General features: G+C 38.4%; 14 protein-coding genes. 4 read left to right on the top strand and 10 right to left on the bottom strand.

What is annotated here, in order from left to right; all coding sequences use genetic code 11:
* Positions 1–113: 113 nt before the first annotated feature.
* Complete coding sequence (locus tag HDC90_RS05170; RefSeq protein WP_184464526.1) at positions 114–506, bottom strand: nuclear transport factor 2 family protein; 393 nt, start codon at positions 504–506, stop codon at positions 114–116.
* Positions 507–618: 112 nt separating this feature from the next.
* Positions 619–2,604, bottom strand: coding sequence for a sialate O-acetylesterase (locus HDC90_RS05165; protein WP_184464524.1), 1,986 nt, complete (start codon positions 2,602–2,604; stop codon positions 619–621).
* A 218-nt stretch (positions 2,605–2,822) separates the two neighbouring features.
* On the opposite strand from HDC90_RS05165, the gene HDC90_RS05160 reads away from it, so the two are divergent.
* Together HDC90_RS05160 and HDC90_RS05155 are read left to right on the top strand one after the other, a co-directional pair.
* On the top strand, positions 2,823–3,137 hold the full coding sequence (locus tag HDC90_RS05160; protein ID WP_184464522.1) for an RNA-binding protein: 315 nt from the start codon (positions 2,823–2,825) through the stop codon (positions 3,135–3,137).
* Positions 3,138–3,325: 188 nt separating this feature from the next.
* Complete coding sequence (locus tag HDC90_RS05155; RefSeq protein WP_184464520.1) at positions 3,326–4,576, top strand: Na+/H+ antiporter; 1,251 nt, start codon at positions 3,326–3,328, stop codon at positions 4,574–4,576.
* Positions 4,577–4,830: 254 nt separating this feature from the next.
* Here HDC90_RS05155 and HDC90_RS05150 read toward each other — a convergent pair whose 3' ends face one another.
* Genes HDC90_RS05150 through HDC90_RS05140 form a run of 3 tightly spaced genes read right to left on the bottom strand, consistent with a single transcriptional unit; the run spans position 4,831 to position 8,770 of the window.
* Positions 4,831–6,507, bottom strand: coding sequence for a sodium/sugar symporter (locus HDC90_RS05150; RefSeq protein ID WP_184464518.1), 1,677 nt, complete (start codon positions 6,505–6,507; stop codon positions 4,831–4,833).
* A 38-nt stretch (positions 6,508–6,545) separates the two neighbouring features.
* Positions 6,546–7,697: a galactokinase gene (locus HDC90_RS05145; protein WP_184464516.1), complete on the bottom strand. Its 1,152-nt coding sequence runs from the start codon at positions 7,695–7,697 to the stop codon at positions 6,546–6,548.
* Positions 7,698–7,708: 11 nt separating this feature from the next.
* Entirely contained in the window at positions 7,709–8,770 is a 1,062-nt protein-coding gene (locus HDC90_RS05140; RefSeq protein WP_184464513.1) for a UDP-glucose--hexose-1-phosphate uridylyltransferase, read from the bottom strand.
* Between the two features lie 160 nt (positions 8,771–8,930).
* On the opposite strand from HDC90_RS05140, the gene HDC90_RS05135 reads away from it, so the two are divergent.
* A complete protein-coding gene (locus tag HDC90_RS05135; protein ID WP_184464511.1) occupies positions 8,931–9,629 on the top strand; it encodes an NUDIX domain-containing protein in 699 nt (232 codons plus the stop codon).
* A 250-nt stretch (positions 9,630–9,879) separates the two neighbouring features.
* The gene (locus tag HDC90_RS05130; RefSeq protein ID WP_184464509.1) at positions 9,880–10,410 is read left to right on the top strand and encodes an OmpA family protein; all 531 of its coding nucleotides are present in this window, start codon (positions 9,880–9,882) and stop codon (positions 10,408–10,410) included.
* A gap of 571 nt (positions 10,411–10,981) precedes the next feature.
* On the opposite strand, the gene HDC90_RS05125 is transcribed toward HDC90_RS05130, so the two are convergent.
* The 5 genes from HDC90_RS05125 to HDC90_RS05105 all read right to left on the bottom strand — a co-directional run bounded on the left by HDC90_RS05125 (position 10,982) and on the right by HDC90_RS05105 (position 21,478).
* Positions 10,982–11,839: a family 16 glycosylhydrolase gene (locus HDC90_RS05125; protein ID WP_184464507.1), complete on the bottom strand. Its 858-nt coding sequence runs from the start codon at positions 11,837–11,839 to the stop codon at positions 10,982–10,984.
* Positions 11,840–12,015: 176 nt separating this feature from the next.
* Positions 12,016–13,758, bottom strand: coding sequence for a RagB/SusD family nutrient uptake outer membrane protein (locus HDC90_RS05120; protein ID WP_184464505.1), 1,743 nt, complete (start codon positions 13,756–13,758; stop codon positions 12,016–12,018).
* 9 nt (positions 13,759–13,767) lie between these two features.
* Entirely contained in the window at positions 13,768–16,860 is a 3,093-nt protein-coding gene (locus tag HDC90_RS05115) for a TonB-dependent receptor (protein ID WP_255497489.1), read from the bottom strand.
* Positions 16,861–16,880: 20 nt separating this feature from the next.
* On the bottom strand, positions 16,881–18,587 hold the full coding sequence (locus HDC90_RS05110; protein ID WP_184464503.1) for a RagB/SusD family nutrient uptake outer membrane protein: 1,707 nt from the start codon (positions 18,585–18,587) through the stop codon (positions 16,881–16,883).
* A gap of 11 nt (positions 18,588–18,598) precedes the next feature.
* The gene (locus HDC90_RS05105) at positions 18,599–21,478 is read right to left on the bottom strand and encodes a SusC/RagA family TonB-linked outer membrane protein (RefSeq protein ID WP_184464501.1); all 2,880 of its coding nucleotides are present in this window, start codon (positions 21,476–21,478) and stop codon (positions 18,599–18,601) included.
* Positions 21,479–21,954 lie beyond the last annotated feature (476 nt).

The following is a 21,954-nucleotide window of genomic DNA, read 5'->3' as shown; positions in this document are numbered from 1 at the left end:
CACCAGTTTTTGATGGAAACTGAGAATAGTTCTATATTAGATCCAGAGAGCGTTAATTTAGAATCGGGGGATAGCCATTGGTTATTCCCCGTTCTTATTTTTAGGCAAAAATTTTAAACTGAAATGCTTGTACAACTGGCAGAAATTACCTTCCAATCTTCTTTCACTTTGCCCCAAACCCTTAACCATCGATATTTACCATTTAGCAAAATATCGGCGTATTTCCCTTTAATAAAAAGACTTGCAGAAACGATAACAATAGATTCAAAAACACGTATTTCGCGCTTGGACACATTGATTTTGGTTATTTTTATCATGCCAGTCCGGTAGGCATCCATGTCCATTTCTTTATCCAACACATTCCCATATTGATCATGAAAAAGCATTCCATCGGCAAACAGCAAATCGAGTGTGCTCAGATCTGTTTTTTTAAACCCATCTAATAATTTTTCTTCCAGGTTGGCAATCAGGAGAATGGTTTCCTGGTCTGATAAGATATTTGGCATAATTTCCGGTTAGCCAGTAAAAATATAAAGTAAGCCACAAAAAATAACGTTACTTTGAATATTGCCTGCACTGCACGGATTTAAGCACACACATTGCACAATTTTTCATCAATTATTTCTTTCCAAAGGTAAGGCCCTTCCAGGTATCTGTTCTGAATGGTGAAGCTGGCAAACCATCGTTACTAACCAGGTTACAAACAGGATTATTTCCCCATGCATAACGAACGGCAACAGGGTTTGCCACCTGATCGCTACTTACGATAATCTGATTTCCCCGAATACTTGCTTTAGCCCAATAAAATTTCTTATCTGCTCCGGCAATGGCAAAACCTGTTAACGCTGCACCATCTGCAGCTTTTAATCCATTTTGGCTATTGCCAAACGTTAAAAAAACCTGTTTTCCTTCAATTTTATTTGATTGATAAACGGGACCAGAATAGTTTATTTTTTGGCCATATGTTTTAGCCAAGGCAATTAATGCCAATCTTCTACCTACTTCTTGTTTATTTTTTGGGTGGATATCTTTTGCATCGCCAATATCAATAATGGTTGCCATACCTGTATTTGGCAAAGCAAGCGTTTTTTGCTGTGCCTCCCTAAGCTCTGCCCAGGCAGATTCTACCGGCGCATTATCGACCTGCATAAAATTAGCCAATTGAACAAAATAGAAAGGGAAATCGCCCTGCGCCCATTTCTGACGCCAATCTTTGATCATTGCCGGGAACAACTCGCGGTATTGGTAGGCTCTATCGGCATTAGCTTCTCCCTGGTACCAAATAGCCCCTTTAATAGAGAATTGTTGGTATGGATGGATCATGGCATTGTATAAAACTGTTACACGGTTGGGGCCATTTTCTTCAAAAGGCTTTGGCTCAATATTTTTAAAATCCAAGCCTATTTTATATTTCCATTCACCAGCCAATGAAATTTTCTCGGCAGAGGCATTTGTTAGATTTAAATCTTTAGCGTCGCCATATAAGCCGCCTCCACCCCCACTATCAAAAACCCTGACAGTGATCACATTTTCACCCACTTTGAGCAAGTTAGCAGGTATAGTATATGTTCTTCCAATATTATACCCTACCGTTTCGCCAACTTTTACACCGTTTATAAAAGTAATGTCGTTATCATCAATAGTGCCCAAATTAAGCTTTGCTCCGTTTATTTTCCAGTTTTCTGGAATCGTAATCTTTTTTGTAAACCAAACCACACCATCGAGATTTTTAAGTGCTGCATCCTCCCACAAGGTTGGTAATGTCATATTTTTCCAATTGGCGCTTTCTGTTAGTGCCCATTTCATTTGTCCATCCAAATTACCTGAATCTTTGTCCACAGTTATTTTAACCCAGTTCTGCAAACGTTCTTCGTAAGAAACTGTTGATGGATTTTTAGCTGATTTCTGAAACTTATCAACTGCAGCAGAGAAATCTGCCATTTTTTTTAATGATTCGGCACTGGTCCAGGCTTCAGCAATTGTTCCGCCCCATGAAGTATGAATCAGACCAATTGGAATTTTGGTTTTTTCGTACACTTCGCGGGCAAAGAAATAGGCGGTAGAAGAAAACCCAGCTATATATTTCGGGCTACATTCCTGCCAGCCATCATTTGCTACCTTGGCATCATTTATAGGGGAATTGCTGGTCACATGATCTACCTGCAATAAACGGATATTTGGAAATTTAGCTTCAGAAATTTCTTTTTCATAGTTGAGGATTTTGCCCCAGCCTGCCAGCGGCATTTCCATGTTCGACTGCCCAGAACAGATCCATACATCGCCAATTAATACATTATTAAGCACCAATAACTCTCCATCAGATATGGTGATGGTATATGGCCCTCCGTAACCTGGTGTTGCTACTTTAATTTTCCAATTACCATTGGCATCGGCAATAGCACCATAATTAATTTTATTCCATGAAACCGTTACTTTAACTGCTTTACCAGCATCTGCTTGACCCCAGATTGCTGCATTGGTTTTTTGCTGTAAAACCATGTTATTGCCAAAAACCGAGGGCAATAAAATTTTAGCCTGAATAAACTGAGACGTGAAAAGTAATAATGCGATGAGAAGTATAGATCTTAACCTGTGGATGCTCATATTTTAACTATTTTGGGATGATTAGAAAGCGAATGTACATTTTCTCACGGTCAACATCAATATATATATCTGCTCTTCATAAATTTATGATAAAAATGAAGCAAAATTCAGCTAATTAGTTTGGGTAACAATATCATTTTGCTTATTTTGCAGGTCTAAAAGAACAGCTCCGGATTTAAGATTTATTGATCCAAATGTTCTCTCAAATTAAAGAATTAATGGTTAAGATTTTCATAGGTGGCCTTCCTGACAATATCCAAGAGATGGATTTGGCAATATTGGTTAGCCTGCATGGCAGGGTAGAAACAATTAAAATTGTTCGCGACAGGGCTACTGGCAAATGTAAAGGCTATGCTTTTCTGGAAATTTATAGTCTTCCTGATGCCAAAAACATCGTATCAACCTTAAATGGCGAAACATTTAAAGGTAATGTGATTACCGTTAAAATATCGGAAGAGGAAAGTGGTGTTCAAGCAGCAAAGCCAAAAACGAACCCAACTTTTAAAAGTAAAAGACCTAGGTTACAACGCTAGTTTTCACTTAAACGATATTTCCACATTTCATTTCAGCATTAATTAAAGTTTCTTCTTTATTGTAGGAGGATTATTTATCCTTTTATTTCGTTTACTAGTTTATTTCGATCAGAAGCTTTTTAATTCGGTTCTAAACATATATTTTGCAAATAAGTGTTTCCACATTTATTAAAAACGCATTTACAGATATGGAAAATTATGCCATTGTAATATTTATTTTAGCTGTGATGATTGGCCTTTCTGCTATTGCAGACCGAATTAAAATCCCTTATCCTATCCTTTTGATCATAGCTGGAATTGCAGTCGGTTTTATACCTTCTTTACCACCGGTTGATATTAATCCTGAAATTATATTTTTGATATTCCTACCACCATTGCTTTATGATGCAGCCTTTAATATTTCATTTAAAGAATTTAAAACCAATATTAACACCATATTAACCCTAGCCATTACGCTGGTTTTTATCACCGCTATTGGTATTGCTATAGTTGCCCACTATATCATTCCTGGGATGAGTTGGCCGGTATCTTTTGTGTTAGGCGCAATTCTTTCCGCTACTGATGCGGTTGCGGCTATGAGTATTACTAAGGGGCTGGGGTTATCGCACAAAACCAACACCATTTTAGAGGGTGAAAGTTTAGTTAACGATGCTTCTGCGCTGGTAGCTTATCGTTTTGCTGTTGCCGCAGTAACTGGAACGGCCTTCTTATTTTGGAAGGCATCTCTCGAATTTGTCCTTTTAATGGCTGGTGGATTCTTGATCGGCATGGTGATGTCGAAAATTTTAGCATTTGCGATTAAACGGATTCATAACAATCGCCTGGCAACCATTAGCTTTATGTTATTAATGCCTTTTGTTACCTATTTAATTGCAGAACAAGTACATGTTTCGGGAGTTATTGCAGTTGTTATTTTAGGGCTGGGAATATCCAGGTTTAGCAACAAGGTATTTCCGGAGCAGCTTAAAAATCAGTCTAAAAACATTTGGGATATTATTATCTTTTTATTGAATGGGCTAATTTTCATATTAATTGGTTTACAGTTTCCTTATGTATACAAAAATATTAGCAGCGCCGATATTCTACCTTATATCGGTTATTCACTGGTGATTACCATTGTAGCTTTGTTACTACGGATGGCACGTGTTTTTCTGCAAAAATTCAATCTTCAAAAAGCCTTTCAGAAAGGGAAGCACCGCATTACAGCGGGTGCATTGCTCGATTTCAAGAACAGCTTGATTATTAGCTGGTCGGGCATGAGAGGCATTGTTTCGCTGGCCATTGCAATTGGGTTACCGGCCACCTTATCTGATGGAACTGCGTTTCCACAGCGAAATGCGATTATATTTATATCAGTTGTAGTGGTATTGTTTACCTTAATTGGACAAGGGCTCACTTTACCTTGGTTGGTGAAAAAGCTGGCAACAGAAGAGGATTAGTAGCAGATTATTAACTTAATTATAAACAACAATCAATTCTAATAATTGATAAGAAAGATGCTGAAATAAATTCAGCATGACGATTACAAGAGAGAGAACCGTATTCTTGAACTTGTTTCGGGATCTTATAAAGAGCAAGTTTTAGCATTAAGGGATTAATGACATTATGATTCTAAATTAAAAGCAATCGCATTTAAATTAAAAGGGATAAAATCTGGCGATTTTATCCCTTTTAATTACTTATAACTTATTCTTTACCAGTATACACTATAAAGTGCAACCAATAAGCCGATAATAATTAGAGCGCCTACTGCGAAACTGGTAGTAGTTTTAAACATTTTAGCGTCTATAGCCAAACCTTTGGCCTCTGCTTTAACTTTGTCGCTCGCTAAACTGATGATCACCATACCTAGGATACAGAATACAAATACAAAGCCCATCCGATCTAAAAATGGAATTTCGTACACCCCATCTGCGTTTTTAACAGAAAAGCCCATGCCCGATAACCAGGAAAGATCGGTTATTATTGGTAAGAATTTAAGTAAAATCGACAAACCGAAACCACCAATCGTCGCAAATAGTGCTGCACCTGAAGTTGTTCTTTTCCAAAAGAAACCTAAAATAAACATGGCAAAAATACCTGGAGAAACAAAACCTGTATACTCTTGGATATATTGAAAGCCCCCTTTTTTATCGATACCCAAAAATGGCGCAATTACAACACCTAGTAACATGGCTACACAAATAGAAATTTTACCAGTCATTACCAGATTTTTTTCAGATGCCTCAACATTTAATACCTTTTTATAAATATCTAAAGTAAAAATCGTAGCAATACTATTTGCTTTACCAGCCAAAGAAGCTACTACTGCAGCGGTTAATGCCGCGAATGAAAGTCCCTTTAATCCGGCCGGTAGTAAATTTAGTAATACCGGATATGCGCGATCTGGATTTACTGATCCATCTTGCAGCATTTCTGCCTGAAAGGCCCCATCTTTATATAACACATAAGCTGCAATACCTGGCAGCACCACAATAATAGGCATTAATAGTTTTAAGAAAGCAGCAAAAAGAATACCGCCACGGGCAGTTTCTAAATTGGCACCCAGGGCACGCTGTGTGATGTACTGGTTACAGCCCCAATAGTTTAAATTTACGATCCACATGCCGCCAATCAATACACTTAAACCAGGTAAATCGATGTAATTTTCGTTATCGGGCTTTAAGATCATATGGAAGTGCTCAGATGCCTTAGAAGTCATTAGACTATAACCTTCAAAAATACCGCCTGTACCATAATGTGTAGAAACCAGGTTTAAGGCCAGGTAAGTTGTAGCTAAGCCACCTAAAATCAAGAAAAACACCTGGATTACGTCAGTATAGCCGATTACTTTCATCCCGCCCAGGGTAATGATAATGGCAAAAATTGCAATGGCATACATACAGAACTTCAGATCAAAACCAGAGATACTGCTTACCGCCAAAGCCCCTAAATAAAGGATTGAGGTTAAGTTAACTACAACATATAACAATAACCAGAAAACAGCCATAATCATAGCAACTGTTCCGTTATAACGCTGATGCAAAAATTGCGGCATTGTAGCAATTTTGTTTTTCAAATAAACGGGAATAAAAAATACGGCTACCACTACCAATGTAAGTGCGCCCATCCATTCGTAGGTTGCAATGGCCAATCCCATTTTAAAGCCTGATCCACTCATGCCGATAAACTGTTCGGCAGAAATGTTTGATGCAATTAAAGATGCACCGATGGCCCACCAGGTTAGAGAGCCTTCAGCTAGAAAATAATCTTTAGAGCCTGTAGATTCTGATTTTTTCTTGTTGTAAATGTAAAGCCCGTAAGCGGCCACAATAACGAAGTAAATTGCAAATACAATGTAATCCTTCGTGTCTAATAAATTGTTTTTCATTGATTTATTTGGTTAGTATACCTTAGATTCTTTAAATTTTAATTGAATAAACTGGTTCCATTATCAGTTTGAACAGTATAGGAACCAAGCTTGAGACCGAACTGTAATAAATATTTCGAAGATAGCTCTTCAATTAAATCAGTAATTTTTTCTTCTTTAACGATATTGATCGTACAACCACCAAAGCCACCGCCCATCATCCTGGCACCCAGTACGTAATCTAGTGGTTTAACCGCTTCAACCAAGAAATCCAATTCTTTACAGCTAACTTCATAATCTTTACTTAAACCTTCGTGCGTTTCGAACATCAAATTTCCTAAACCTTGCAGGTTACCGTTTTCAAGTTGTTCCGCTGCTGTAAGTAAACGCCCAATTTCTTTCACTACAAAACTACATTTGGTATAAACTTCCAGATCTTTTGGCTTAACATGGGTTTCTAACATGGTTAGGTCTACATCACGAAGTGTGTTTACATTTGGATAATGCTCCTTTACCCAAGCCACACCTTGCTCACACTGTGCCCGCCTTTTATTGTAGGCAGAATCGGCAAGTGCATGTTTTACATTCGTATTTAAAAGCAAAAGTTTATATCCATCTAATTTTAACGGGATGTAAATGTGTTTCATTGATCTGCAATCGAGCATGATGGCCTGATCTTTTTTACCAAATACAGAGGCAAACTGATCCATAATGCCACAGTTAACACCAGCAAAGGTCTGTTCTGCCTTTTGTGCAATCAATGCAATGTCCATTTTCTGAACAGAAAGTGAAAAAAGTTGATCGAGTGCAAATCCGGTAGCACATTCAACAGCCGCAGATGAAGATAGACCAGCACCCAAGGGCACATCGCCATCGATATAAAAATTAAAACCGCCCAACCGATGGCCTCTTTCTTTTAACTGATCGGCAACGCCCAAAATGTAATTGGCCCAGCTGTTTTCTGATTTTTTCAGGCTTTTGATCGATGAAATATCAAACTGCTGATAACTTTCCGAAAATAAATGTATTTCATCATCTTCTCTTTTTGATATTGCTACATAAATGGCTTTGTCTATAGCAGCAGGCATTACAAAACCACCATTGTAATCTGTGTGTTCGCCAATAATGTTGATTCTTCCAGGCGAACGCACTAAAATAGGCTCGGCGTTGAAAAGTTTCTTAAATGTATTTTTTAAATGTTGTGCATTCATTATGTAATATTTTAGCCGTCAGTTTTCTTGATTTTATAGTGTGTTGTAGACATTTCTTTTAAACGTTTAGCGGCAAACTCAGGAGTAATATCGCGTTGAGGGTTAGCTAACATTTCATAACCGACCATAAATTTTTTAACTGATGCCGAGCGCAACAACGGTGGGTAAAAATGCATGTGCCAATGCCATTCAGGGTAATAACCATTGTTTACCGGCGACTGATGCATACCTGCAGAGTATGGAAATGAGGTTTCGAACAGGTTATCGTATTTTGTAGTAAGGATTTTAATGGCTTCGGCCAGCGATTTCTTTTCCGCGTCTGTAAACAATTTAATGCTATTTACATGGCGTTTGCTGATTATTATGGTTTCGTATGGCCAAACTGCCCAAAAAGGCACAAGCACTGCAAAATGATCGTTTTCAAATATAATCCGCTCATTTTTCTTTTGCTCCAGCTTTAAATAATCGGCAAGTAAACTTCTTCTATGAATGGCATAATAAGTTTTCTGGCGTTCGGTTTCTTTGGCAATTTCTAAAGGGATATCGCCCTGCGACCAGATTTGCCCATGCGGGTGCGGGTTGCTACAGCCCATTATTTCGCCCTTATTTTCGAAAATCTGAATGTATTTGATCCAGTCGTTCTCTGCCAGGCTATTAAATTCATTCTGCCAAACGTTAACCACAGCTGTTATGGCCTCTACACTCATTTCGGGAAGCGTTAGATTATGTTTAGGACTAAAGCTGATTACTCTACAAAGTCCACGCTGGTTGTTGGCGACCAATAAATCGCCTTCATTCATTTCGCCAGCAGGTGTATCTTGCAACAAAGCGGCAAAATCGTTGTTAAAAACAAAGCTCTCGGTATATTCAGGGTTGCTATCGCCATCTGCCCTACCATTTCCTGGGCATAAGTAACATTTAGGATCATATTCGGGGCGGTTATCTGGTGTGATGTCTTCAACCTTACCTTGCCATGGTCTTTTAGTGCGGTGTGGTGATACTAAAACCCATTCGCCAGTTAATATGTTAAGCCTGGTATGTGGGTTATTGTCTAATTCGAATGTTTGGTTCATTTTATATTCTCAATTGGTTAGAAAAAGGAAGCCACATGGCTTAACCTATCTAATGCGCCAAATTATAAAATTATTATTAATTGTCAAAACGACAATTAATAATAATTTTTATTTTCGTGAAAATTTGAACATATTAAGCCCTTTAAAATTTTGATAAAAAATGATTGAATATTCCAAGCAACCGCATTATCTTGTTGCTGTTGATTGCATAGTGTTTGGATTTGATGGTGAACACCTTAAAATTCTATTGGTTAAGCGGGGTTTAGAACCTGAGATAAACAAATGGAGTTTAATGGGAGGTTTTGTAGGCGCTGATGAAAGTCCGGATGATGCGGCAAATAGGGTGCTCAAAAAGATGACAGGTTTGGAGGGCGTTTACCTGGAGCAGATGCAGATTTATGGAGAACCTCGCCGCGACCCAATTGAAAGAACACTTTCTGTTGGATATTTTGCCCTCATCGACATACACAAATACGAGGCACAGTTAAACGACGATTATGAGGCCGAATGGTTTTTGATCAACGATAGGCCAAAACTTATTTTCGACCATAACCAAATGGTTGCTGATGCACGAAAAAAACTAAGATATAAAGCTGCCCTCCATCCTATTTTGTTCGAGATGCTGCCTAAAAAATTTACAATTCCACAGTTGCATATTCTTTTTGAGGAGGTAAACGATACTAAAATCGATACCAGAAATTTCAGTCGTAAAATTACCTCGACGGGATTATTAATTAAACTGGCGGAAAAAGACAGAACAGGTTCTAAAAAGGGAGCATTCTATTTTAAATTAGATAAGAAAAAATACAATGCTAATTCGCAGGCATTCTTAAACTTAATGCCAAACTTAAAGGTCTAATTATTTTTTTCAGATCAATTTATTTAATCGGTTTGTACCAGTAAACTGATTAAATTTCTATGGCCAGGCTTAAGGAAAAGAATACTGATTATGATTGCTAAAAGTAAAATCGCATCAGAAAATGTTTATTAAATTTTGGGGATTAAGCGGATAAACATAAGTTCTTAAAAAAAACATCGTTATAACTGTAAATCATTTATTAGTATGTTTGGGCAACAAACACACAATAAACTTAAATTAATCTTAAAACATGAACATTACCAAAAACCTTTTATTTACTACGCTCCTAGCCTTGTTTACCCTCACGATGTACTCTTGTAAAACAAAAAAACTGGTAGCCAAACCTGCTCCAGCACCTGTTGAAAAAGCAGCACCACCGATAGAAGAGAAAAAACCGGCGCCAGCTCCAGAGAAAGAAGAAGCTCCTGCTCCAGCAGAAAAGCCCAATTTTAATTTAGATAATATTCAATTCGAGTTTAATTCATTTGTACTTAAAACATCATCATTCTCTATCCTGGATAAAGCCGTGACAGAAATGAAAAAATCACCAAACACAAAATTTATTCTTAATGGCCACTCATCTGCAGAAGGTACACCAGAGCACAACATGCAACTTTCTGTTGATCGTGCAAACGCAGTAAAATCGTACTTTATAAACGCCGGCTTAAACGGAAATAATTTCACCGTTGTTGGCCATGGCGAGAAAGAACCTATTAGCAGCAATGCTAGCGAAGAAGGTAGAATACTGAACAGAAGAACTGAAATCAAAGTTCAGAATTAATGCTCAAAAATATAATAGAAAGAGCCATGGAAATTAAACCATGGCTCTTTTTATTTAGCACACAATCATCCTGAACTTGTTTCAGCCCTTCGACTACGCTACCATTGACGTTATTCGATAACTAATTGATAATCAACACATTACTTCGACACCTACATTTCCGCCCCGCTAGGCCATAGCACAGTATCTCCGTTTCAATTAAACCCGGCCTAACAAATTTTTCGGACTGCACTGCCCAAGCCAACCTAGTAGCTTCGAAAGAAAACGGCAAAGCCCTCATGAATGCAGCTGAAAGCCACAAAAACAAATGAATAAATTTTCAGCCGGTGTTTTATTAATGGTTTTCTATTGCTTTCATTTGTATTAATGAGCTCGGCAATGCCTCGGTTTTGTTTCTTTTTGACACCAAAAAGAAAGAAGCCTGTCCGGCTAGGACTAATAAAACACCCCGTCCTGCGGACACCCCTCTGAAAGAGGGGAATTACATATCGCAAAAGACCAATAATTAAATGTCATTTATATCGATTTTTATACAATAAATTACTCCTCAGGGAGACAATTGGGAAGGCATCTATTTCTGATATACCCTAACATAATCGACTTCCATTCTATTAGGAAATTTGGTGTCATTTAACGAACCACCGTTCATCCCACCCATTGCCAGATCGAACAAGATGTAATGTTTTTGTTTAAAAGGATGAAAATCTGATCCATCATCATTTTTAAGGTCGCGTAAGTTGGTTTTATTCAGGAGCATTCCATCTACAGATAAACTGATGGTTTCACTATCCCAATCCATGCGCCAAACGTGAAATTCTGCTGCCCATTTTTTTCCACCCAGTTCGGCAATGGGCTTGCTATTGCTAAACCATTTTGCCTTTTTATTGGCACCTAAACTTGCAATATTGGCCAGTAACTTTTCCTGGTAGTATTCCATAATATCGATTTCGCCGTTTGCAGGCCAGCTGCCATTTACGCCCAATGTCCAAAATGCGGGCCAGAGTCCATCCGAGATGTCAATCTTTCCTCTCATCTCAAATCGCCCATATTGCCAGCTCTGTAAACCTTTGGTGATGATACATGCCGAAGTATATTCGATATTTTGAGGCTTTTTACGCCAATCTTTACTCCCTTCTACATATAGCGGATTAGGTTTTATTTCTTTTCGTGCTTCGATAATCAATTTACCATCTTTGCAGAAAGCATTTTCGGGTTGGTACCATTGTAGCTCTTCATTGCGGACAAAACCTTTCTCATAATCCCAATTGGCTGGATTAAGAGTACCATCTTTATTAAATTCATCACTCCAAACCAGCTTATAACCTTCGGATGAGTAGCTGTTGGAAAAATTCTGTTCTTTTTTTAATGCGCAGGATTGAATAAAAATAGCTAACAATAAAACAAAACTAAACAGGATTCTATTTTGCATGGGTAATTTATGGGTTAGCTAATTTAATGATATAAATTTAGGTTATATGCGTAATCTTATAGCAATAAAAGCGATCTAAAACAGCCTATTTGAGGCTAAAAAGATCTAGTTAATCCGCTCTCCAGATCTTTTAACACCTGGAGAGGTTTAGGATTAAGCATGCTAACCAAAATAGCTTAATACCCCGGGTTTTGCAAAAACGATGGGAGTTTTAAAATTTCACTTTGTGGAATTGGTAATAGGTAATTTGCCGGACGAAAATTATGTCTTCTAATGGAATTCGTAATTTGATAATTATACGAGGTACCATCGATAGAAGTAGATGTTGTACCAGTTTTTGGTGTAATCAGCATTACTTTATTGAAAGCATTTTCGGTTACTTCAGCAATTTTCCATCTTCTTTCATCGTAAAAACGCATATCTTCAAAAGCCATTTCGGTACGGCGTTCTTTAATAATTACGTCTCTGAGTTCAGCCTGACTAATGCCTGCTTTTATACCAAACCTGGTATCGGCACCAGGCAAAATGCCAGCACGTTCCCTGATCTTGAAAATATAGGCAAGGGCATCATTCACTTGCCCTAATTCGTTAAGTGCTTCAGCATAATTTAATAATATTTCTGCGTACCTCATTAAAGGATATCCCCTGTCTGCAGTTGCACTTCCACCCCATGATACGTTTACATCGCACATTTTGCGGCCGTAGTAACCAGAGGTTGTTCCAATGCCTGTACCATCACTAGGCGCATTTACGTAGGTAAAAACCGGTGCCTGAGCCCCGCTATTATTCGCATATGATGAACCATTGTAGATTACAGTATAACCAAACCTTGGATCGCGATTAATATATGGATTAGCTGCATTATACCCTGAAGTTGGGTCTGTAATCTGCTTGCCATTACGCATATCGAACTGATCGACCAGGTTTTGGGTTGGAGTTGAATAATAGCCTCCACTTCGCGACGGAGGAAGAAAATGACCTTCAAAATCTCTGTTTGGTGCCTGTGTAAAAGTAAATATCAATTCGCTGTTTGCCCTGCTAATAAAGGCTTTATAAAAGCCATAACCAGGGGCAGTAGTATTATCTAGTACGAGGTCGTATTTATTCATATCAATTACATCTTTAGCTGCTTGTGCAGCTTTTGCCCAACGGGTAGCATCGTAAGTTGGGTAGGCGATTATACTGGCAATTGCACCCGTTTTAACTATACCGCCTCCATTAAACAGCGGACTTGCGGCACTAAGCAATACTCTCGATTTTAATGCAAGGCACATCCCTTTGGTAATTCTTCCGTAATCCTGATCCAACTGATCTAATGGAAGGTTTGCTGCAGCAGCATCACATTCACTTACAATGTAGTTTATACAATCTTCGTAAGTATTTCTTGGAATATCAATGATATCATCCTTATCAAACAACTTATCGCCAAGAAGCGCAATGCCCCCAAAAGACTTTACTAAGTAATGATAATACCAGGCGCGTAAAAACCTAGCTTCAGCAGCAACGCGCTTTTGTGTTACAGGCGCCAATGGTGTTGTTGGCAATTTCGACAAAAACAAATTTACCGCCCGGATCTGTAAATATGGCTGAACATAAAAATCGGTTGTAGTACCTTTTACCACATTTAATGGGTTTACGTTACCCGAATACAGAATTACTGCATATTGACCTGATCCGCTATAACGGTATTCGGCGTCATCTGTAGCCTCTTCAAGGTTTCCATGACTATCCCAACGGCCTTTGTTAAATGAAAAACCACGTCCCTGATAAATCCCATTTAAAAAACCTAATGTTCTTACACTATCGCTAAATACTACAGTTGCATCCTGTCCGGTATTTTGCTGATCGAGGTAACTGGTTGCTTTTTTGCAGGATGTTAACCCTACTAAAATTAAAACAATTAAAATATATCTTTTCATAACTTAAACTTAAAATGTTACCGATAAACCCATGTTGTAAAGCCTTTGCGGCGGATAGTTGGTGTTTGTATTGTAACTTGATATTTCCGGATCGTATTCGTACAACGAGCCAAGTTTGGTCCATGTAATTAAATTGGTACCGTTTACGTATACCCTTGCTCCTTTTAAATGCACTTTATTTACCCAGCTCTGTGGAAGTCCATAACTAAGCTCTATGGATTTTAACCGCAAATAATCTCCCCTAACATTCCAAAAATCTGATGGCGCGGTAGGAATAGATATCGAATTTGGCGAGGTTGATAATATGGGATATTTAGCATTCTGACCAAGTTCAGGAGTCCAGCTTTGTTGGTGAATAGCCTGAAAGTTGGATCCAAAAGCCTGGATAGATTCTCTAACCCCTGCCACATTAAAATTCAATGCGCCTTGAAACAACACATTTAAACTTAACGTTTTATAATTTGCACTTAAATTAAAACCCACAATGGTATTGGGTGTATTGGAGTAACCGAAATAAGATTGATCTGCGTCGGTAATTACACCATCGCCATTTAAATCGGCATATTTAAGGTCGCCGGGTTTTGCACCAGTAAGTGGTTTAGCACTATTTGCCACATCAGCAGCATCCTGGTAAAAACCTAAAAATTTAAATTGTTTTGGTGTACCAATCGGATTACCGGTATATCGTTGGTAAGAGAAAAGCGGCAAAGCTTCATCCTGGAAAACAATTTTGTTTTTAGCTACCGATATGTTACCGCCAACACGATAATTAAAATCTTTACCAATTTTATCGTTATAGGCAAGTTCCAACTCAAACCCCTTATTATTTGTTTTTCCAAGGTTAACCGGGGGTAAATCTTGCCCGAATATATAAGAAACTGTCCCTCTTTTAGTTAAAATATCGTATCGGTCATCATTAAATACATCAAGGGTTGAAGTAATACGCCCTTTAAACATGGTTAAATCCATACCGATATTAAGCTTCTTCACCTTTTCCCAGGTTACATTAGCATTGGCCAGGCGCCCCTCAAATATAGCGTTATAGGCATTATGAGAAGTCCCGAATGATACGCTACCACTATTGTTATAGGTTTGTAAATAAGCGTATTGACCGTCACCAATATCATCTGTTCCGACAAGGCCATAAGATGCCCTGAATTTTAAACGATCAATAAACTTCATGTTTTCTTTAAAGAATTCTTCTTCTGAAATGTTATATCCAAGTGATCCGGCAGGAAAAAAACCGTATTTTCTGCCAGATGCAAAAACTTCTGTTTTATTATAACCTACATTAAATTCGGCCAGATATTTCCCTTTATAATCGTATCCTACCCGACCAGAAAAACCACTTGTTGGCACTGGGATAAAATTTAATATGCGGTTTGTATTGGTGGCATCTCTATATCCAAAATAAGTTCTGTTGTTATATAATACCAAACCCGACACGTGATGCGAACCAAAAGTACGATCGTAGTTTAACGAAGCCTGTGGGTTAATCGTTCTTGTAGTAGAACCAGGGTTATAGTTCAATGAATAAAAACCTACCCTGAATACATTTGGATCTTTAGGGGTATAACTTCCGTCTGCTGGATTGTAAATAAAAGCAGGATAAGTTCCTCTTGACAAGCCCCTCGTGTAAGAGTAAGTACTGCCATAAGCAATAGCTCCTCTCAAAGAAAGTCCCTGAGTAATAAAATCGAGCTTTTGCGTAGCAGCAGCATTGATATTCATGTTATTTTCGAAATCCCGGCTGTACCCGCCAAGTGTTAATGCCTGCACAATATTTGGCGAAGAGTAACGGCCAGGCTGCGCATAACTGTAACCATAACTTCCATTAGGGTTGTAAATAGGATAAGCAAAAGGTGCCAGCGTGAGGTAACTATTATAGAAATAAAATATATTCTGGATACCGTTAATGTTTGGAATTACCGGACTATTTCTCTCTCCAATGTTTCCGAATAAATCAAGTTTAACATTTAAGGTTTTTGTGGCTTTAATATCAATATTAGAACGGTAGTTGTATCTTTTGTAGTAAAAGTTGTTGTTTACATCTTCGCCCGAACTAAAATCATTTAAGAGACCATTCTGTTTAATCATGCCTACTGAAGCAAAATACTTCACGATATCGTTACCACCACTGATATCAAAGTTATTGCGCCATTGATAGCTAAATTTACGGAATAAAACATCTTTCCAGTTTACATCCGGGTGTCCGTAGGGGTCATCGCCGGTTCTCCAATGTTCCAGATCGGCATCGGTGTATTGAACAGGCAGCCCATCGTTTATTCGAGCCTGGTTTACCAGCTTAGCCGATTCATAAGCGTTAAGAAATTTGGGTAATCTTGTGGGTTGTGAGAGTGCATACTCGCTGCGGAAAGTAATACTTGGAGGACCTACAACTCCTCGCCTGGTGGTAACCAAAACCACTCCATTAGCACCTTTTATACCATATACTGCTGTTGTAGATGCATCTTTTAGGATACTTAAGCTTTCAATCTCATTCGCATCTAAACGGGCAAATTGTGCATAGGTAAACTCAATATCATCTACGATAATAAGGGGTTGGTTAGATCCGGTGTAGGAACCTGTTCCACGGATAAAAAATGTTGCACCATCTGATCCGGGCTGGCCACTGGTTTGCTGCGAACTGAAACCTGGCAACCGGCCGGCCAAAGTGTTCTGTAAACTTGCTGAAGGATTTCTTCTAATATCCTGGCCTGATACAGAACTTATTGCACCAGTTAAAGTAGCTTTTTTAGTGGTACCATAACCTACCACCACCACTTCTTCCAAGCCCTTCACATCAGCTTCTAAATTTACATTGATGGTGGTCGATTGGCCAACGGTAACTTCTTTTGATAAATAGCCAATAGCATTAATCACCAAAACGTGACTTTTACCTCTCAAGGTAATTCGAAATTTACCATCTATACCGGTAGATGCCCCATTACCGGGAACATCTTTCTCAATAATAGTTGCCCCCGGAATGCCCCCATCTTTGTCATTAACCTGGCCCTGTACATTAACATTTTGTGCAAAGAGTAATTTCGACAAAACGGTGAAGGCTAAAAGGAATATATATTTTCTCATAAATACTTTCATTTCTAACTTATTTTTAATGGTTACCAACCTTCATTCTGTATCAGACTTCTATTCCTGATCACTTCTGAATAAGGAATAGGCATCAGGTAAAACCGCTGATTAAATGTTGTATTGCTTACTGTTGATAATGTATAGGTTAAGTCACCTGCTGCAGATTTGGTAATTGTGGTACCATGAAGTGAGCCGTTTAAAACCTGTCCAGCTATTTTCCAGCGTCTGATATCCCAGAAACGTTGTTCTTCAAAAGCCATTTCAATCCTTCTTTCATTTTGGATAAAAGTGCGCATATCGGCCTGAGACATCCCATCTTTAACACCATAGGCATTTGCACCGGCACCAGCAGTAATACCTGCCCTTAAACGAAGAGCCCTTAAAGGCGCATAAGCATCGGCGGTTCTACCCACTTCATTTAAACATTCTGCGTAATCAAGCAATACTCCTCCGTAGCGAAAAATAATATAGTTGTGATCTTGAGTACCATAGGCTGTTGCATTAGAAAAATCGGCCATGTATTTCTTTAAGTAGTAACCTGTTCTGGTTTGTACAGCTACACCACCAGGCTTATCTTTGCCACCTTCAAATGTTTCTACATTACGGCTCAACCATTTTATGCCATTATAAAAAACCGTATTGTCTAATCTTTTATCTCTGCCTGCATAAGGGTTGGTTGCCACATAACCAGAAGCAGGATCTGTGATACTTAATCCATTTAACATCGGGAATGCATCTACCAGTTCTTGCGTAGGGCTGGTTAAACCATTGCTTAAAGGTGTGGTAAAGCCCATTGGAGCATTGTTTGTTTCTATATCGAAAGTTTTGGCTCTTTGTTTTGCTAATATTACTTCTGTATTTTTTCTGCCGATAAAAGCAGCATTAAACGTTGTGGTAAGCTGGTACGCATTTAAATTGATGAGATCTTGTACCGCATTCAATGCCAATGTCCATCTTCCGGCATCAAAGGTAGGGTAACCTGCCAAAGCTTTCTTTACGGGATCGCCCGCTGTGCCACCGCCATTAAAAAGCGGACTGGCAGCATACAGCAGCACTCTTGCTTTTAGGGCATAAGCCGCACCTCTTGTAATTCTACCCAGGTCTGAATCAACAACAGGTTCAACACGCAACAAACCTTTAATGGCATCGCATTCGCTTATTAGATAGTTGATACATTGCTCGAAGGTACTGCGCGGAATTTGTAAATTATCATCGGGCGTTAATACTTTATCGCCTATTAATGGTACGCCTCCATATCTTTTGATCATCTCAAAATAATTCATTGCCCTGATAAAACGTGCTTCAGCTTTCCAGTACTGAATGGTTTTTGGTGCATTGGCATCAACAGGAACCACATCTACATTGGCAAGAAAATCATTAGCGGCACGGATTGCACGATATGCAGCTGCCCAGTTATCATCTGGATTATTGGCCGAATTTAATCTCCCGTTTTTGTAATATTCTACCGCCTTATTTTGTGTCGATGGAACTGCATCATCACTTCCGGCATCAAGAAAATCGCCTACAGTATTGTCTCCATCTACCCTTATCCTATTAAAACCGTCAGGTAGCGAAGTATATAAATCAGAAAGCACTTGTCTGGCAAAATCTCCATTTTTATCAAGTGGATCGTAAACGTTATTTTTATTAATTCCCTGTAAAGGGGTTTCTTCATATTTTTTGCATGATGCCATTCCTATCAGGATCACCACCAAAGCTATTATTCTAGTATTCATCTATTTAAAGATTAAAATTTAACACTTAAGCCACCATTAATAACTCTTTGAATTGGGTATACGCCTCCATTCGTTTCCGGGTCTACCCGATCAAATGAAGCACTTGTAAAGAGGTTTGTTCCATTCACAAAAAATCTTATACCCGAAACTTTTACTTTATTGGTAAATCGGGATGAAATGGTATAACCCAATTCTATATTTTTTAGTCTCAGGTAGTTACCACTGTGCATCCAGAAAGAAGAAATGATGTTATTGTTAAAGTTGTTACCAACTGTAACACGTGGATAAGTTGCAGTTGCTGCAGTTGCAGGCGTCCAGCGATCTAAATTATGTTCATAAGCCTGACCAAAGCCACCATTCTGAAATTCCCATTCGCTATTACCTGTTAACAACAGGTTTCTATTGGCAACACCTTGCAGTAATACACTAAAGTCGAAACCTGAGTAAGAGAAACCTATATTCGCCCCATAATAAATTAGCGGCTTATCTGTACCGATTTTTGCCTGGTCGAACTGATCGATTACCCCATCGTTATTTAAATCCTTATATTTAATATCTCCCGGAACCGGGGTATAACCCGCAATTTTGGCTGAAGCATTAATTTCTGCCTGTGATTGAAAAAGTCCGTCAGCAATATAGCCAAAGGGCTGTCCAACAGGCTGTCCGGTGCGGCTTTGATAGCTGTATTCCCTAAATACTTCGTTTTGGTAAATTACTTTTGATTTTAAAGTACTGGCGTTACCAGCAACGAAATAGCTGAATTTGCCTAAAGATTGCTGCCAATTTAACTGAAGTTCAAAGCCGCTATACCGGTTTACACCAATATTTAAGTTTCTAACCGCTGTACCAACAATGGTTGATAGGTTAGGTGAAGTAAGCAGATCTGAATATTTGTTGTTGAAATATTCGGCCTGTAAAAATAAATGGTTGTTAAATAAAGTACTCTTTAACCCTAAATTTAACTTATCTGCTTTTTCCCAGGTTACATTTGGATTTGCCAATACATCCTGGCGCAAGGTAGAACTACTCGAAGCACTGGTACCAAAGTAATACGAACTTGGGCTACCTACATAAAACTGTTGGAAAACAAAATAACCAGCAGCATCGTTACCCGTACGACCATAGCTGGTAAATAACTTGAGGTCGTTTAACCAAGATAACTTAGGCATGAACTTTTCTTTGGTAAGTGTCCAACTTAAACCCGCAGCCGGAAAAAATCCCATTGGCGACCCTTTCGGATACCTGTTGGTACGGTTAAGACCAAATGCTACTTCTGCTGTATAACGTTCGTCGAAACTGTAGGCCGTCCGACCAGAACCTCCATAATAATTCAAGCCAAGGTCTGGACCACTGTTTACATTATCGCTGGTTGCCCTGATCTGAGCATCAATTTGGTGCAAGCCAAAATTTCTTTTGTAACCGATTGCTGCTTCCAGATACGATTGTCTGTTCTGATAATCTATTGAGGTACTATTGGTCTGTGTACCATTTGTACCGAAAACCTGGTAAGTTGCTGTTGAACCTGTTCCTGTTTGCTTAGAAACTGCAAAAGATTTACTTCTATCTGTATTTTCTGATATGCCGGAATAAAATGAAACCAATGCCTGTGCCCATAAGCCAGGTATCACATCATCTAAACTTCTTCTTAAAGTTAAATCCGTAATAATATCCCTTCTGTAATTTAAGCGGTAACCTGAGCTAACAGTCTGTGCATAAATATTATTCTGAAACTGTGTGTTACCTCCATAACTGCCATCACTATTGTATACCGGATAAGCATTGTTTGGGGTATTGAGTATAGAGCTAAAAATATTGGCTGCAGAACTTCCAGGTTGGGTATAATTCCCGATCCGGCCGAAAAGGTGCAGGCCCAACGTCATTTTTGAGGTCAGGTTAATGTCTACATTAGAGCGTACTGTATAATTGCTAAAGCTGGTGTTGGTAGAATACTCATTCAGATCACTCTCTTTAAACTGGCCTTTTTGATTCTGATATTCTAAACCAACATAATATCTTGCTGTATTTCCTCCCCCACGAAAATTAAGATCATAACGACTAAATGCTGACCTGTCTTTCAATACCTGATCCTGCCAGTTCACATCGGGATGACCAATAGGATTTGATCCTGTTCTATATGCATCAAGATCTGATGGTGTGTAAATAGGCAAATCGCCACTGTTTACCCTTGCCTCATTATATAAGGTTGCATAATCAAACGCATTTAACGTTTTTGGCATTTTTAACGGGCTCTGAAAACCAGTCTGAGCGGTTAATGAAATTTGTTGCGCACCAATAAAACCTCTTTTTGTAGTTATTGCAATTGCACCGCCTGATGATCTCAGCCCCAGCATGGCAGTAGAAACTGCATCTTTAAGTACAGTAACCGATTCTATTTCTTCAAGATCGATCATGGTAAGGTCTCTTGGTATTCCATCAACCAAAATAATGGGGTTTTGGCCTCTTAAAGATACCGATACCTCTTCTAGCCCTGGACGGCCACTGTTTTGATTGGTATACAAGCCTGCTAACCTACCGGTTAGGGCATTCTTAACACTTGTTACTGTTGATTTAACAAGATCGTTATTGTATACTGCCTGCGTAGATGATGTTGTTAAGTTCGATGATATTTTAATGTCATTCGTTAGCACCACTTTTTTCTGCTGCATCACCATGATATTATTACCATCAATACGGATAATCTGATTTAGATTTCCGTTAGCAATATACTCTTTCAGCAATATACCATTGTAATGAACGCGTATGATGTCATTCTTGTTCGAATTTAGTTTTGCTGTGCCGGTACTGTCTGTTTTAGCATTGTTCTTAAAGCTTATGTTTGAAACGTCTGCACCTCGTAGTGGAAAATCGTTCCCATCTAGAATTGTAAACATAACGCTCTTAAGTTGGGTGGTATCTTGCCGGATTACTAAATTTCCCGGGTTTGCATAACTCTGAGTACTTAAACTCAGAAAGGCCCACGATATAAACATGAACCCTAGATTTTTAAGTGTTTTTTCTCCACTCATGATTTTATGTTAGTTAATTGTATTGCACAATACACGAACTGTTTTTAGCATGTGGCTGTTGGGCAATATGATGTTGGTTTATAAATTAAGGGTACGACAAAGCTTTGGTTATACACGTTTTCGCTAAAGTATGCTATCGTATTATCCTAAATTATTTTAGGCTTGGGAGCTCAATAAGGATATAATTGAACTAGATTAGTAGTAAATATTTTTTCATATTGTTAATAGTTAGTTTAATATTAAATAGGGATGGGTATTTTTAGGATAGAGTTAAAAAATGTGCTCAAAGCCATTAATCTGATCTGCTATAAAAATTACTCATGCGATAAAGTTTGGTTTAA

It is taken from the genome of Pedobacter sp. AK013 (assembly GCF_014205835.1).
GTDB lineage: Bacteria > Bacteroidota > Bacteroidia > Sphingobacteriales > Sphingobacteriaceae > Pedobacter.
This window is presented reverse-complemented; position numbering and strand designations above follow the sequence as displayed.